This is a genomic window from Lutimaribacter marinistellae, from assembly GCF_042648365.1.
GTDB lineage: Bacteria > Pseudomonadota > Alphaproteobacteria > Rhodobacterales > Rhodobacteraceae > Lutimaribacter_A > Lutimaribacter_A marinistellae.
In genome coordinates this window covers 110,528-125,544 of sequence record NZ_JBHRXI010000016.1, presented here as the reverse complement: position 1 = coordinate 125,544, position 15,017 = coordinate 110,528, and the positions used below count along the sequence as shown (strand labels likewise).

Annotated in this window: 12 protein-coding genes and 1 pseudogene; 7 read left to right on the top strand and 6 right to left on the bottom strand. The window is 64.4% G+C overall.

Annotated features, from left to right (window positions below; translation table 11 throughout):
* Positions 1 to 75 precede the first annotated feature (75 nt).
* From ACFORG_RS14710 to tyrS, 3 genes are all read right to left on the bottom strand, one after another.
* Complete coding sequence (locus tag ACFORG_RS14710) at positions 76 to 831, bottom strand: 3-hydroxyacyl-CoA dehydrogenase (protein ID WP_386736292.1); 756 nt, start codon at positions 829 to 831, stop codon at positions 76 to 78.
* Positions 801 to 1,703 (bottom strand): GNAT family N-acetyltransferase, encoded by a 903-nt coding sequence (locus ACFORG_RS14705; protein WP_386736291.1) that lies wholly within the window; start codon positions 1,701 to 1,703, stop codon positions 801 to 803. The genes ACFORG_RS14710 and ACFORG_RS14705 overlap by 31 nt, the downstream gene beginning before the upstream one ends.
* Before the next feature lie 163 nt (positions 1,704 to 1,866).
* Positions 1,867 to 3,117, bottom strand: coding sequence for a tyrosine--tRNA ligase (gene tyrS / locus ACFORG_RS14700; protein ID WP_386736290.1), 1,251 nt, complete (start codon positions 3,115 to 3,117; stop codon positions 1,867 to 1,869).
* 63 nt (positions 3,118 to 3,180) lie between these two features.
* Between tyrS and ACFORG_RS14695 the strand changes: the two genes are divergently transcribed.
* The gene (locus tag ACFORG_RS14695; protein WP_386736289.1) at positions 3,181 to 4,305 is read left to right on the top strand and encodes an anhydro-N-acetylmuramic acid kinase; all 1,125 of its coding nucleotides are present in this window, start codon (positions 3,181 to 3,183) and stop codon (positions 4,303 to 4,305) included.
* Between the two features lie 9 nt (positions 4,306 to 4,314).
* On the opposite strand, the gene ACFORG_RS14690 is transcribed toward ACFORG_RS14695, so the two are convergent.
* A complete protein-coding gene (locus ACFORG_RS14690) occupies positions 4,315 to 5,205 on the bottom strand; it encodes a fatty acid desaturase (RefSeq protein WP_386736288.1) in 891 nt (296 codons plus the stop codon).
* Between the two features lie 32 nt (positions 5,206 to 5,237).
* Positions 5,238 to 5,657, bottom strand: coding sequence for a cupin domain-containing protein (locus ACFORG_RS14685; protein ID WP_386736615.1), 420 nt, complete (start codon positions 5,655 to 5,657; stop codon positions 5,238 to 5,240).
* 79 nt (positions 5,658 to 5,736) lie between these two features.
* On the opposite strand from ACFORG_RS14685, the gene ACFORG_RS14680 reads away from it, so the two are divergent.
* From ACFORG_RS14680 to ACFORG_RS14660, 5 genes and pseudogenes are all read left to right on the top strand, one after another.
* A complete protein-coding gene (locus tag ACFORG_RS14680; RefSeq protein ID WP_386736287.1) occupies positions 5,737 to 7,155 on the top strand; it encodes a protein adenylyltransferase SelO in 1,419 nt (472 codons plus the stop codon).
* Between the two features lie 527 nt (positions 7,156 to 7,682).
* Positions 7,683 to 9,488: an adenylate/guanylate cyclase domain-containing protein gene (locus tag ACFORG_RS14675; RefSeq protein ID WP_386736286.1), complete on the top strand. Its 1,806-nt coding sequence runs from the start codon at positions 7,683 to 7,685 to the stop codon at positions 9,486 to 9,488.
* Between the two features lie 169 nt (positions 9,489 to 9,657).
* The gene (locus ACFORG_RS14670; RefSeq protein WP_386736285.1) at positions 9,658 to 10,227 is read left to right on the top strand and encodes a carboxymuconolactone decarboxylase family protein; all 570 of its coding nucleotides are present in this window, start codon (positions 9,658 to 9,660) and stop codon (positions 10,225 to 10,227) included.
* A 594-nt stretch (positions 10,228 to 10,821) separates the two neighbouring features.
* Positions 10,822 to 12,206: pseudogene (locus tag ACFORG_RS14665) on the top strand (IS1182 family transposase).
* 106 nt (positions 12,207 to 12,312) lie between these two features.
* Positions 12,313 to 12,852, top strand: coding sequence for a DsrE family protein (locus tag ACFORG_RS14660; protein WP_386736284.1), 540 nt, complete (start codon positions 12,313 to 12,315; stop codon positions 12,850 to 12,852).
* A 160-nt stretch (positions 12,853 to 13,012) separates the two neighbouring features.
* Here ACFORG_RS14660 and mazG read toward each other — a convergent pair whose 3' ends face one another.
* The gene (gene mazG / locus ACFORG_RS14655) at positions 13,013 to 13,852 is read right to left on the bottom strand and encodes a nucleoside triphosphate pyrophosphohydrolase (protein ID WP_386736283.1); all 840 of its coding nucleotides are present in this window, start codon (positions 13,850 to 13,852) and stop codon (positions 13,013 to 13,015) included.
* Positions 13,853 to 13,916: 64 nt separating this feature from the next.
* On the opposite strand from mazG, the gene ACFORG_RS14650 reads away from it, so the two are divergent.
* Positions 13,917 to 15,017, top strand: a 1,101-nt coding sequence (locus tag ACFORG_RS14650) for a M20 aminoacylase family protein (protein WP_386736282.1), incomplete at its 3' end; no start/stop codon positions are given.

Below are 15,017 nucleotides of genomic sequence, written 5' to 3'. Positions count from 1 at the left end.
GCGGGTGCCATTGTCCGTTTTGTACACGGTTGTACAAAGTGGTCCGGGCCCAGTTCCGAGCCCGGACCGCATCGTTCAGCGCATGCGCAAGGCGCCGTCGAGGCGGATCACCTCGCCGTTGAGATAACCCATCTCGACCATGAACCCGGCAAGCCGTCCGTACTCTTTGGGGTCGCCCAGCCGGGCCGGGTTCGGGACGTCGGCGGCCAGCTGCTGCCGCACCTCTTCGGAGAGTGTCATGAGCATCGGGGTCAGGAAGATCCCAGGCGCGATGGTGTTGACCCGGATGCCGACCGAGGCGAGGTCGCGCGCCATTGGCAGGGCCATGCCGACGACACCGCCCTTGGAGGCGGAATAGGCGGCCTGACCCTTTTGCCCGTCGAAGGCGGCGATGGAGGCGGTGTTGATGATGATGCCGCGCGCGCCGTCGGGCTCGGGCTCGTTCTTGGCCATCTCCATCGCGGCGAGGCGCGCGACGTTGAACGTGCCGACGAGGTTGATGTCGATGGTGCGCTGGAACGCGTCGAGCGGGTGCGGGCCGTCCTTGCCCGTGGTCTTGATGCCGTAGGCGATGCCAGCGCAGTTCACGCAGGCGGTGATCTTGCCCATCTTTTCCATCGCGTGGGCGATGGCAGCCGCAACCGACTCTTCGCTGGTGACGTCGGTCTGGACGAAATGGCCGCCGATTTCCTGAGCGACCTGTGGCCCGCGCTCGGCGTCGCGGTCGAGGATGGTCACCTGTGCGCCTTGTTCGGCGAAGTGGCGGGCGGTGGCCTCGCCCAGGCCGGAGGCGCCGCCGGTTACGATGGCGGCTGTGGTGCTGAGTTGCATGTCGGGCTCCCTCCCGTTGATTTGAACATGCGTTCAAATAGCCGGTTCCGGGCGGCACTGTCCATCCCGCGCATGAGCGGCGGCCAAAGAAGCCATGTGCCGCCCAGCGCACGGGCGTTTGCGCCTGTGCCGAGCTTGAACCGGGCGAGGCCGGCAGCGCTCTCGGTCTCGACCGGGCCGAGGTCGAGCCGGGTGATGCCGCGCGCGGCGAGCCATGTCATCGCATGCCACATCAGCAGGTTATGCGCGCTGACGGCGCGACCCTGCGCGGTGCTGTGGCCGATGTGATAGGTTGCGGCCCGCCCGTGGAGCAGCAGCAGGATTGCGGCGACCGGACGGCCGCTGTGCAGGGCGGTGAACAGGCGGGCAGAACCGGGATTGGCGCGGGTATAGGCAAGCGTCAACCGCACGGGCCATGACCGGTATCCGCGTGCGCGTTGCTGGGCCATGTCGGCGGTGAACAGCCAGTGGCCGGGGTCCTGCGGCATCGCCGCGTCCCGGACGGCAAGGTTCTGCCGCAGCGCATGGTTGAGGCGGTTGCGCCACTTCTGACGCAACCCCGAACGGAGGTTCCCCGTCAGGTCCAGTTCGGCCACGTGGGCGGGGGTGACGAGCATCAGCGCGCCGAGGCGGGCAAGATCGGGGCAGGGTGCGTCTGGGTTGAGGATGACCGGAGCGCGTCGCAGTCCGGAGCCGTGCAGCAGGCCGGGAAGCGTCTTCCTGTCGATCCGGGCGCGCGAGAGGAGGGTGACGGGCAGGCCCAGCATGCGGCGGCGGAGAGCAAGCGTTCCGTAGCCAACGGTAAGCGGTGTCTGACCGCAGGCGGACATCATGGCGGCGAACTCGGCGCTCTGTGACAGGGGCGGTGACATGGGTGCCTCTTTACCGCGCGATAACCTAAGCCCGCGTTAATGGACCCATGAGACAGAAACCGATTCCCGCGCCACGGCTGACGAAAAAGGCCGCCCTGATGGGGGCGGCCCTGATGGCATTCCCGGTCTGCATCCTGCTGGATGCCCTCGGACGACTGTTGCTTTAGCCCAACTGCACCAGCGCGTGGCGTTTTTTGCCGGCGCTGAGCTTGATCGGCGAGGCAAGTGCCGCCGCGTCGATCATCAGGCCGGCATCGGTCAGCGGCGCATCGTCCAGCCGGGCGCCGTTTTCGGCGATCAGGCGCTTGGCCTCTTTTCCGGATTTGGCGAGGCCGGATTTCACGATGATCTGCACGATGGACATGCCGTCGCCCAGTTCTCCGGCGGAGAGGGTCAGGGTCGGCAGGTCATCGCCCACGCCGCCCTTTTCGAAGACTTCGCGCGCGGTCGCCTCGGCGGTGCGGGCGGCCTCGGCCCCGTGGCACAGCGTCGTGACCTCGTTGGCGAGGATGATCTTGGCGTCGTTGATCTCGGACCCTGCCAGCGCGCCGAGGCGGTCGCATTCCTCGACCGGAAGCTCGGTGAAGATCTTGAGAAAGCGGCCGACATCGGCATCGGTGGTGTTGCGCCAGAACTGCCAGAACTCGTAGGGCGAAAGCATCTCGGCGTTGAGCCAGATCGCGCCGCCCTGGCTTTTGCCCATCTTGCGCCCGTCCGAGGTGGTCAGCAGCGGTGTGGTCAGGCCATAGATCTCGTGGTCGAGCACGCGGCGCGTCAGGTCGATGCCGTTGACGATGTTGCCCCACTGGTCCGAGCCGCCCATCTGCAGGATGCAGCCATAGCGGCGGTTCAGCTCAAGGAAGTCATAGGCCTGGAGGATCATGTAGTTGAATTCCAGGAAAGACAGCGACTGTTCCCGGTCGAGCCGCGATTTGACGGATTCGAAGGACAGCATGCGGTTGACGGAAAAGTGCCGGCCGATGTCGCGCAGGAACTCCAGGTAGTTCAGATCGTCGAGCCACTCGGCGTTGTTGAGCATCAGCGCGTCGGTTTCGCCCTCGCCGTAGGACAGGTACTTGGCAAAGACCTGCTTCATCCCGGCGATGTTCTCGTCGATCTGGTCGGGCCCGAGAAGGGGGCGTTCGTCGGACCGGAAGGAGGGGTCGCCCACCTTTGTCGTGCCGCCGCCCATCAGCGTGATCGGCTTGTGCCCGGTCTTTTGCAGCCAGCGCAGCACCATGATATTCATCAGGTGACCCACGTGGAGCGACTTGGCAGTCGCGTCATACCCGATATAGGCGGTCTGGACACCGCTCATCAGCGCCTCGTCAAGGCCCTGGTAATCGGTGCAGTCGGCGAGAAAGCCGCGTTCCAGCATCACTGCGATGAAATCCGATTTCGGGTGGTAGGTCATGTCTTGCCTCGGGTCAGGATTGCGAGGCACCTTATAGGGGGCAGTGCAACGAAGGAAAAGGCCATGAACAGGGCCACGCGAAAGGCACGTGACGCGGCCGGTCCGGTCGCTGCGCTGGGGGCGATGTCGGGGACGTCGCTGGACGGGATCGACTGGGCCATGGTCGAGACCGACGGGCAGAGCATCACATCGTTCGGGGCAAGCGGGTACCGGCCCTATACCGAGGCCGAGCGCGCGGTGCTGCGCGCAGCACTTGGCCGCTGGTCCGGGCCGGAGGTCGAGGCCGCGGCGGCGCTGGTCACGCAGGCCCATGTCGCGGCGTTGCAAGCCGCCCAGCCGGCAGAGCTGGTTGGGTTCCACGGTCAGACGCTGGCGCATGAGCCGCGCGGGCGCGGCACGTTGCAGGTTGGCGATGGCGGCGCGCTGGCCGAGGCGCTGGGCCGCCCGGTGGTCTGGGATTTCCGCAGCGACGATGTCGCCATGGGCGGCGAGGGCGCGCCGCTGGCGCCGTTTTTCCATTTTGCCTGTGCGAAGTGGATCGGTGCGGGGCAACCTTTGTGTTTTCTCAATCTCGGCGGGGTCGGGAACCTGACCTATGTCGATCCGTCCTTTGACCGGCCCGAGGTGGAGGGGGCGCTCTTGGCCTTTGACACCGGGCCTGCCAATGCGCCGGTGAACGACCTGGTGCAGGCGCGGCTGGGCCGGGCGATGGACGAGGGCGGCGCGCTGGCGCGCGCGGGCAAGGTTGAGACCGGGGCGCTGGAGCTGTTCCTGGCCGAGCCGTACTTTGCGCGGATTCCGCCCAAGTCGCTGGACCGCAACGATTTCGCCGAGATGGTGGCGCTGGTGGGGGAGTTGGGCGACGCCGACGCGGCCGCCACGCTGACCGCGATGTGCGCTGCGGCGGTCGCGCAGGGGATGGAGCATTGTCCGCGACCGCCCGCGCGGGTGCTGGTGACGGGGGGCGGGCGGCTGAACCCGGTCCTCATGGAGATGCTGCGCGTCTCGCTCGATTGTCCGGTCGAACCGGTGGAGGCGGTGGGGCTGGATGGCGACATGCTGGAGGCGCAGGCCTTTGCCTTTCTCGCGGTTCGCGTGGCGCGGGGGATGTCGACATCCTGTCCCGGCACGACGGGCGTTGCGGCATGTGTCGGTGGCGGAACGGTGAGTGTGCCTGAGACTGCATGACCGCGCCTGTCACTTTGACAGGTTGTCGAGATAGCTTCGGGTAAAGCGCGCGTAACCCCGCGACGTCGAGAGCAGATGGGCGCGCGTCACCGCGTGAAAGGCGGGCAAACGGTGGAACGGCACCGCCGGAAAGGCGTGGTGTTCGGCGTGATAGGGCATGTTCCAGGCGATGAACCGGATCGCGCGGGTGGTGAAGGTGGTGCGCGAGTTCTCGAGCATGTTCGCCACCGGCGGGCAGAGGCCATGTTCGGCCAGCAGGTAGAGCCGCAGCACCGGCTGGGCGATCAGCACCGGCACCAGCCAGAGCCACAGGGCAAGCGGTGACACCAGCAGGCTTGCCGCCACAAGCACGTAGAGCGCGATGAGAGTCCGCGCCTCGACCCGCATGGCACGGCGTTTGCGCTCGGGCAGGTAGGGCGCGGTGATCTGCCCGAACGCATTGGTCCGGATCACCCGCGCCATCCCGGACCAGTAGGGCCAGCCGCTGAGATAGAGGGCCAGCGACGCCCGGCTGTCGGGGCGCGGCTTGCCGTCAAGCTCGGGGTCCCGCTCGGGGTCGTTCGTCCACTTGTGATGGGCGAGGTGAAAGTAGCGGAACCAGGTGAAGGGCAGGGCAAGCACCGGCGCGATGGCATGGCCCACGACCTCGTTCAGCCAGCGCGAGCGGAACGGCGTCTGGTGCGTGCATTCGTGGCTGAGCGTGAAGAGAAAGACGAGGAGCACGCCCTGCGGCAGGAGCAGAAGCGGCCAGAACGGCACCTGCGCCACGATCCCGGCACTCGTGAGCGCGATGAGGCCAAGATGTCCGGCAAGATGCCAAAGCCCGGCCCTGTCGGATCGGGAGATCAGGCTGGCGCGCTGCTCGGGCGGAAGCGACCGGATGAGGGCGGTGTGATCCATGCCGTGAGCTTTGCGCCCGAATCGGGCGGCGATCAAGCGCGCGGGATGTCGAAGCCCGGTGCCGCGAGGTCGAAGCCGTCGAACTCGAACCCCGGTGAGACGGTGCAGCTGACAAGCGTCCAGTCACCGGTGCTGTGTGCCGACTGCCAGTGATTTTGCGGCACGATGAGCTGTGGCGCGCCGGTGGCCAGGTCGGGCGTGAGCAGGTGATCGGTCGCGGGGCCGGTTTCGTCGGCGGCAATCGCGAGGGTCAGTGCCGCGCCCGCGTGGTAGAGCCAGATCTCGGTCGCGTCGACGCGGTGCCAATGGCTGCGCTCGCCCGCGCCAAGCAGGAAGTAGATGCAGGTTCCGGTGGGTCTGCCCGCGTTGGTGGCCCGCCATGTCTCGCGGTACCAGCCGCCTTCGGGGTGGCGGGCCAGGTTCAGGCGGGCGATGATCTGCTCGGCGGTCATGCGGATGTTAGACCACGCCGCGTTGGATCTGGCAATTCTGCGCACTGGCAATTTCGGGGGCGGCGCATATCTTGGCGCCATGAGCATGCACATACCTTTCGACAACAGTTTCGCCCGTCTTCCGGGCGCGTTCTTTACCCGGCAGGGGCCGGAACCGGTGCGCGCGCCGCGGCTGATCGCCTTCAACGAGGATCTCGCGCGCGTGATGGGAATCGCCCCGGGCGAGGTCGAGGAGATGGCGCGGGTGTTTGCCGGCAACGACCTGCCCGCCGGCGCGGACCCGCTGGCGCAGCTGTATGCCGGGCACCAGTTCGGCCATTACAACCCGCAGTTGGGCGACGGGCGGGCGGTGCTGTTGGGCGAGGTGGTGGGCGCCGACGGGGTGCGCCGCGACATCCAGCTCAAGGGATCGGGGCGCACGCCCTACAGCCGGGCGGGCGACGGGCGCGCATGGCTTGGCCCGGTTCTGCGCGAATACGTGGTGAGCGAGGCGATGCATGCGCTGGGCATTCCCACGACGCGGGCGCTGGCGGCTGTCGAGACGGGCGAGACCGTGCTGCGCGAACGGCCTTTGCCGGGGGCGGTTCTGACCCGGGTGGCGGCCAGTCACCTGCGCGTGGGCAGTTTCCAGGTCTTTGCCGCGCGCGGCGACCTGGGCAGTCTGGGTCGGCTGACGGATTACGCGATCGCGCGGCATTACCCGCAGGCCGAGGGGCCGATGGGTCTGTTGACCGCGGTGCGCGATGCGCAGGTGCGGCTGGTGGCAAGCTGGATGGCGGTGGGGTTCATTCACGGCGTGATGAACACCGACAATTGCGCCATTTCCGGTGAGACCATCGATTATGGGCCCTGCGCCTTCATGGAGGCTTATCACCCGAACACGGTCTACAGCTCGATCGACCAGTTCGGGCGCTATGCCTATTCGGCGCAGCCCGATATCGTGGTTTGGAACCTCGCACAGCTGGCCACGGCGCTGATCCAGCAATGCGAGGACAAGGAGGCCGCCGTCGAAGAGGCCACCGCCATCGTGCATGCCATGCCCGCGATGCTGGAGGCCGAATGGCTGGCGCGGTTCCGGACCAAGCTGGGACTGACCAGCGCGCGCGAAGGCGATGGCGCGCTGATCGCGGGCCTGTTGCAGCGCATGGCCGAAGGGCAGGCCGATTTCACCAATACCTTCCGCGCGCTGGGCGACCCCTCGGCGCGCGATCACTTCCTCGACCCGGCCGCCTATGATGGCTGGGAGGCGGACTGGCGCGCGCGCGCCGAAGGGGAACCTGATCCGCTCGGCGTGATCGCGGCGGTAAACCCGGCCTTCATCCCGCGTAACCACCGCATCGAACAGATGATCGCGGCAGCGGTCGAGGGCGATTATGCGCCTTTCCACCGGCTCAACGCAGTGCTGGCGCGCCCCTTCGACGATCAGCCCGGGGCCGAGGATCTGCGCCGCCTGCCCAGCGAGGGCGAGATGGTGCGCGCGACCTTCTGCGGTACCTGAGCGGTCATGCGCGACCGCCGCGCGCCCGCGGCGCGCGGCCCGGCCCAACGCCGAGGAAGGCGCCCGAAGGGCGGCCCCGCAGGGGGCGGGAGCGCCCCCAATCCGTCAAACTGCGCAAAGGCGCGGGCCCGTCCGGATTTGCCTTGCACCTTTCGGGGCGAGCGGTCAGGCCAAAATCTCAAAATGAATCTTGTGGTGTCCGCAAACCGTGTTGGTCCGCTATGCGGACAAAAGGTCATTGGCCGCGATTGAGCGCTGCCAGCTTACGTGAAGGGTCACCAAGCGCGTCAAACGGCGTTTCAAATCTTCACCGAAACGGACTTGATAATCTGCCTCTGGCAGTAGCTTCGCTTGGTCTCCTGTGAAACCAACGAGGCTGTATGCGCCAGGTCTGCAAGGGATGCGGTCCGATCATCGAATACAAACGGGCATCCTTCACAGCGAGGACGGCATCCTTTTCTTGCCGCTCAATCGGCTCAATCGGGTAATATGCTTTCATTGGACAACCGGCCGATCGGAAAGAAGGGATGTCGAGGGAACAAGACAGGAGACTGGCCGCAATTCTGGCAGCCGACGTGGCAGGGTATTCGCGGCTTATGGGAGCAGATGAGAGCGGCACACTTGCCGTCATCGAGGAGTTGCAAGAGCGCATCCTGCTTCCGACGGCGGAAGGCTTCTCAGGGCGTCTGTTCAAATCGATGGGTGACGGTTTTCTGTTCGAGTTCTCTAGCGTCGTCGCTGCAATGCGGTTCGCCGTCAAGGTGCAGCACGAGTTGCAGAAATGGAACGAAACAAGGCCGGCCGCGTCCCCGGTCGAATTGCGGATGGGCTTGAATATCGGCGATGTCATCGCGCGCGGGGAGGATTTGTTCGGTGACGCCGTAAATGTCGCAGCTCGATTGGAGGGTATAGCGGCTCCGGGCGGTGTGTGCATTTCCGAAGCGGCGATGCAGCAGCTTGGCGATCGGATCGCCCTCGATGTCGAGGATCTGGGCGAACGGGCGCTGAAGAATATCGAGACACCGGTGCGCGCCTACGCCGTACGCTCCGCATCCGCGCCGCGTCCAGTCGTCGCCAGCGCTGACAAAACGCTTGAGTCCGAGCAGGCGGATCCCGGCTTCAGGTCTTACGATTTTGCATCGGAACGTCCGTCGCTCGCGATCTTTCCGTTCCGTAACATAGCGACGACCTCGGACAGCGAGTTCATCGCGCAAGGCATCTCACTGGGGCTTCAGACGCTTCTCGTGCAGCTGCCCAACATGTTCTTCGTGAATGCCTGCGGCCATGCGGGTTATCGCGACGGGAGCGCAACGGCTGCGCAGGCATTGGCCCATATGCCGGTGCGCTACGCGGTGGAAGGATCGGTCCAGCAGGTCGCCTCGCAGCTTCGGGTAAATGTTCAAGTTACAGATCTGAAGGAAAACACGGTGAAGTGGGCCTCGAACTACGATCGGAGCGTCGATAATCTCTTCGCCTTGCAGGACGAAATCGCGCGCAGCATCGCTGGCGCTTTGAGCGTGGAACTGATCGGCGGCCACATGGCGCGCGATTTCACGGGCGGGCTCGACGGATCGAAATCCTGGGAACATTTCCTGCGCGGAATCAACTATTTCTACCGCATGACTAAGTCCGACCACGCACAGGCGATCCCACATTTCGACGCTCTTGCGCAGACACATCCGAACAGTGCGATTGGACCCTGCTACCTGGCGGTCCTGTATTTCTACGCCCAGCGGCGCGGCTGGTCTCATGATCCCGATGCAACGCTTTCCGAGGCTGCCAAATGGGCGCGTCGCGCGCTGGCGCTGGAAGAGGGTAATAACGGGCTCGGCCACGCGGTGCTCGGGGCGATCGCACTGGAAGAACACAAGCATCAGGAAGCCGAGCGGCTCAGTCATATTGCTGTCGGGTACCGTGCAAGTTGCCCGTTTGCCCATTGTCAGTTGGGGATCACCCAAACCTATATCGGCGAGCCAGAAAACGGTATCCGCAATATCCGCAATGCCATTGGGCTGCGGCTGGCGGGACCGATGCCGATGGAACTGGGCGCATTGGCCGTCGCTTACCGCGACAATGGGGACTTTGACCTGTCGATCGCGGCCGCCGAGGAAGCGATCCGCATTGCGCCAGAATACCTTGACGCCTACGTGACCATGACGTCAGATTTCGCATTGAGGGGTGACATCGAAAAAGCCAGGAAGACATCCGAGGCGATCTTGTCGAGCGAACCAAATTTCCGCATCTCCGATTTTGTCGAGCGTCAACCCTACTTATCCGCCGAAATGGGGAATCGCATCACGACTGCCTTGCAGACTGCCGGATTGCCCGGGTAACCGGACCGCTATGGGCTCTCTCGACACCTTTTCTGCGTGGAGCGTGGAGGGCCGTTCGGCCCTTCGTGCGGGATTGTGCCCCGTCGGGGCATTCGACTCCTGGGTGCTGTTACCTCTGTGCTACTTCAGAATACTCCCAAAATTTTCCTGTTTATCGTAAGAGAGTTGCATGAAACGCTTGTTCCCATCACTGCCTGACAACGCAACGCTTGGAAGTGTCTATCGCGCCTTTCCAGACAAGCTCGCGCCGCTCTGTGCATACGAAAGTCTGGTGATGCGGGGTGAGAGTGATCTTTCGGTGGCGGATCGTGAACTTATCGCTGCCTATGTCTCGGGATTGAACGCTTGTGCTTATTGTCATGGCGCGCACATTGTTTTCGCCAAAGCCTACGGCATTGAGGTCGAGACGATCGAGGCATTGATGGAAGATCGCGATACGGCCCCCGTCCGGGAAGAGCTCAAGCCGATACTCGCCTATGTCGAGAAGCTTACCGCCTCACCATCGCGCATGATGGAAGCGGACGCGCAAGCTGTGTATGCGGCGGGCTGGTCGGAGGGTGCCTTGTTCGATGCGATCCAGGTTTGCGGCGTGTTCAATCTAGTGAACCGCTTCATCGAAGGAACGGGCGTTCAAAGCCCCGGCAATGACCCAAGAGATGCTGATGAGGCGACTTTGGAGAGGTGCCGGAGCGATACGTTCTACACTGACTTCGGCCGTCAGCACGGCCTAGACGTTTGATGTGTGCAGGCCGGGTTCGGGTCACGCTCGCCGATTGAATAACTCAATAGGACAAATCAGGGTCAGCCTGCTTTTCGCGCGACCAAGGCAAATTGGGTGAACGAAAAGAGGAAGGAAGTCTGGACTTTGGGGGGACAATAGCCATGGCCGATCCGTTTCAAGATGTGGATGCAGCAGGGCAAGATTTCATTTCCGCCTTTGCTGGATCGATGGATGAACGTCAGTCAGATCCCGTCATGAAAATCAGTGGCGAGATATCCTGACGAGCTCGCGTTTCCAGAAACAAGTCTGACGGTTGAAGTGGGCTGCGGTGCCGGGGCCGTAACCCGCCGCTTGGCAAGAAGGCTAATCGCGCGCGCGTCATTGGCTTCGAGCCCTCAAGAGGCTTTGTGAAAGAAGCGAAGGCCCGGGTCCAAAGCCAAGACACGGTCGCAAATAGCGATAGGGGAGGAAGCCAGTCTAAAGAAACACGAGTTGTCGAAGGCCACATAAACCCCGAGACGGTCGGCATTGGGCTTGTTCCGCTAAAAAACGCTTGCTTGATTGAGGTGCCTCTGGCTGATTCAATTCCCTTGCTGGGTGGAAGGGTCGGCGATGATGGGACCGCGGCAGGAGGCGCAGCCGGCGCTGTTCTACGAGTTCTCGCTGGAAGATCATGTCCCGCCGGATCACCTTCTGCGCTCGATTGACCGGTTCGTGGATCTGTCCGGCATCCGCGCTTGCCTCGCCGATGTTTACAGCCATACTGGTCGGGGTTCTGTCGATCCGGAGTTGCTGATCCGCATGCTGTTGGTGGGGTATCGCTTCGGCATCCGGTCGGAACGGCGGCTCTGCGAGTAGGTGCATCCGGACCTCGCTTACCGTTGGTTCTGCCGCCTCGACCTCAGCTACCGGGTCCCGGATCACTCGACTTTTTCGAAGAACCGGCACGGCCGATTCCGGGATAGCGAGCGATTGCGGCATCTGTTCGAGACGACCGTGGCCCGGTGCATCGATGAGGGCTGGTTGGTGGCCAGCGCATGGCGGTTGATGCCAGCCTTATCGAAGCGGATGCGAACAAGCAGAACTCATCGCCGAAGGCGGACTGGGACGTCAGGCAGGTCGATCCCGCTGATGCGCCCCGAGCGGTTCGCGAGTATCTGGACGTTTTAGACGAAGCCGCATTCGGCGCAGCAAGCGAAGTCCAGCCCAAGTTCACCTCGCATTCCGACCCGGTGAGCCAGTGGACCGCGGCCCGGAAAGGCCCGGCATTCTTCAGCTATTCTGAGAATTACCTGATCGACACAGACCATGGTGCAATCGTGGATGTGAAGGCGAAAAGGTCGATCCGGCAGGCCGAAGCGGGATAAACCAAGACCATGCTCAGGCGGGTGAAGGCCAGGTTCGACCTTCACCCTGGACGCCTGATCGCGGACACCACATACGGCACCGGGCCGATGCTGGGCTGGCTGGTCGATCGTAGGATCGCCCCGCCCATCCCCGTCATTACCAAGTCGGGACGCGATGACGGGACCTGGGCCCGCGGCGACTTCGAGTGGGATGCAGAGAACGACAAATACATCTGCCCCGAGGGGCACGGACTGAAGCAGTTCCGCCGGAACTGTACTGACCCCACCCGCGGGCCGACCGGCAAGGGGACCGCCCGCCATCGCGCCCTGACAGAAGTCTGCCAAGCTTGCCCATCCAAGGCCATGTGCTGCCCGAACGCGGATGCTCGCAAGATCACCCGCGAGGAACATGAAGACGCCCGACAGGTTGCTCGCGACATCTCCAAGACCGACCGATACGTGACCTCGATGAAGCTGCGAAAGAAGATCGAGATGCTCTTTGCGCACCTCAGGCGAATACTCGGCCCGGGACGGCTCCGACTACGTGGCCCATGCGGTGCAAATGACGAATTCCTTCTCGCCGCCACCGCCCAGAACCTCCGGAAACCGGCCAAGATCTTTCCTGCGCCGCAGCAAACGCGAAAAGCCTGACCAGATAGGCGCTCGCTCGCTGTGCAGGTCACCACCTTCTGCGCCAGCAACATGTTGTTTTTCCACAGAAACGGCGGATTGCGGACCTTCGCTGCGGTCGCTAAGCTTGCGCGCCGCTGCGCTGGGCGGCCTTGCGGCACTGACAGTCCTTACTGCCGCGCAGGCCGGCCCCGGGGACCCGCCCAAATTCGATCCCGTGGGCTACGAGGCGCAGAACGTGCTCTATGACAGGAACCATGCCACGCCCGAAGACGGGCCGCGCTCGCTGGGCTATATCCGCAACCGTATCAAGGCGATGGAGGAATCAGGGGACGTCGAGCACTCCAACATCCTTGTCGTCGCGCATGGCAACGACCTGCTCGCCTTCTCGCGGCTGGACAGCGAGGCCTTTTCCGACGCCTACGAAAAGCTCAGGGAACTGGCCGACATGGGGGTTCAGTTCCATGTCTGCCGCAACGCCGCGCGCGGTCGGGGATATGGGTTCGAGGACTTCTACGACGTGGTGACGGTGGTGCCCGCGGCTGTGATCGACATCGAGAAATACGGCAACATGGGCTACCGCTACATGTACCCGGCCCTGTTCTCGCGCATGATGGGCGAGGATGACATCATCCCGAAACATCCCGAAGTCAGGATGGACGAGTGACCATGCGGGGCGTGGCGTCCGGCGATGGCCGGCGCGGCGCGCCTGCTTGCGCAGGCGTCAGGCGGAGCGAGGCTGCGCCTCGCGCTTGGTCTTAGGGATGCGAGGCTCTGCCTCGCGCTCCGGGATATTTCGGGCAAGAGGAAGGGGCGGGGAGGCGGATCTAGCCTGCGCGCGTCCTTTCGCGGTGTTTGGCGGCGTCCCACAGCTCATCCATCTCTTCCAGCGTGCTGTCCTCGGGGCGTTTGCCCTTCTCTGCCAGCGCGGCCTCGACCGCCTCGAACCGGCGGGTGAACTTGGCATTGGTGCGGCGCAGGGCGGTTTCGGCCTCCAGCCCCAGGTGCCGGCCCAGGTTGACGATCACGAAGAGCAGGTCGCCGAACTCATCCTCGAGCGCATCGGCATCCATGCTGTCGCGCGCCTCTTCCAACTCGGCCGCCTCCTCGGTGATCTTGGCCAGCACGTGAGAGGCATCGGGCCAGTCGAAGCCAACGCGTGCGGCGCGTTTCTGGAGCTTCTGCGCGCGCAGAAGCGCGGGCAGGTTCATCGCCACGCCGTCGAGCGCGCCCTGCTGCGCCTTCTCGGCGCGCTCGGCGGCCTTGATCGTTTCCCAGTCGCGGGTCTGCTGATCGGCAGACTTGTCGCGCGATTCGTCGCCGAAGACATGCGGGTGGCGGGCGACCATCTTGTCGGACATGGTGCGCACCACGTCCTGGAAAGTGAAATGGCCTTTCTCCTCGGCCATCTGCGCGTGGAACACGGATTGGAACAGCAGATCGCCCAGCTCGCCCTTCAACTCGTCCCAGGCCTCGCGCGCGATGGCATCCTCGACCTCGTAGGCTTCCTCGATCGTGTAGGGGGCGATGGTGGCGAAGTCCTGCTCGATATCCCAGGGGCAGCCGGTCTGGGGGTCGCGCAGGCGGCGCATGATTTCCAGCAGCCGTTCGATGCCTGCGTCGCGGTCGTGGATAACGGGATGATCGGCCCCGGTTTGATCGGCCATTGTGCTGCCCCCTGCTTCGGTGTCAGATGCATCAATCCCCGAGCAGGCCCAAGGAGTCCACCCCATGCCCGTGATCAACCGGATCGCCGATTTCGCCCCCGACATGGCGGAATGGCGGCAGCATCTGCACCGCATTCCCGAGCTGGAGCTGGACTGCCACGAGACGGCAGCCTTCGTTGCCGAGCGGCTGCGCGCGTTCGGGGTGGACGAGATCCACGAGGGCATTGCGGAAAGCGGGATTGTGGCGATCATCGAGGGCACTGGCGCGGGGCCGACGATCGGGTTGCGCGCGGACATGGATGCGTTGCCGATCAACGAGCAGACGGGCCTGCCCTATGCATCCGAGCGGCCGGGGCGGATGCATGCCTGCGGCCATGACGGGCATACCACGATGCTGCTGGGCGCGGCGCGTTATTTGGCCGAAACGCGGAATTTCGCGGGGCGCGTTGCGTTGATCTTTCAGCCCGGCGAGGAAGAGGGCGGCGGGGCCGACGTGATGGTGCGCGAGGGGATGCTGGACCGGTTCGGCATTGGCGAGGTCTATGCGCTGCATAATGCGCCCGGGATGGCGGAGGGCGATTTCTATACCACGCCGGGGCCGATCATGGCGGCGGTCGACACGTTCGAGATTCACATCACGGGGCAGGGCGGGCATGGGGCCATGCCGCATGAGACGCGCGACCCGGTGATGGCGGCCTGTGGCATGGCGCAGGCGATCCAGACCATCGTCAGCCGGAACCATCACGCGATGGAGGACCTCGTGATCTCGGTCACGCAGATCCATACCGGGACGGTGAACAACGTGATCCCCGAGACGGCCTTTATCAACGGGACGGTCCGCACCTTTGATCCGGCCGTGCAGCAGATGGTGATGCGGCGGATGAAGGCCATCGTGGACGGCCACGCCGCCAGCTACGAGGTCGAGGCGCGGCTGGATTACATGGTGGGTTACCCCGCGACGATCAACGACGCGGAGAAGACGCGGTTCGCCGTGTCGGTGGCCGAGGAAGTTTCGGGCGAGGCGCGCGTGATCGGCGATGGCAGCCGCGAGATGGGCGCGGAGGATTTCTCGTACATGCTCCAGAAACGGCCGGGCGCCTACCTGTTCCTGGGGCAGGGCGAGAGCGCGGGGCTGCATCACCCGAGATACGATTTCAACGATGCG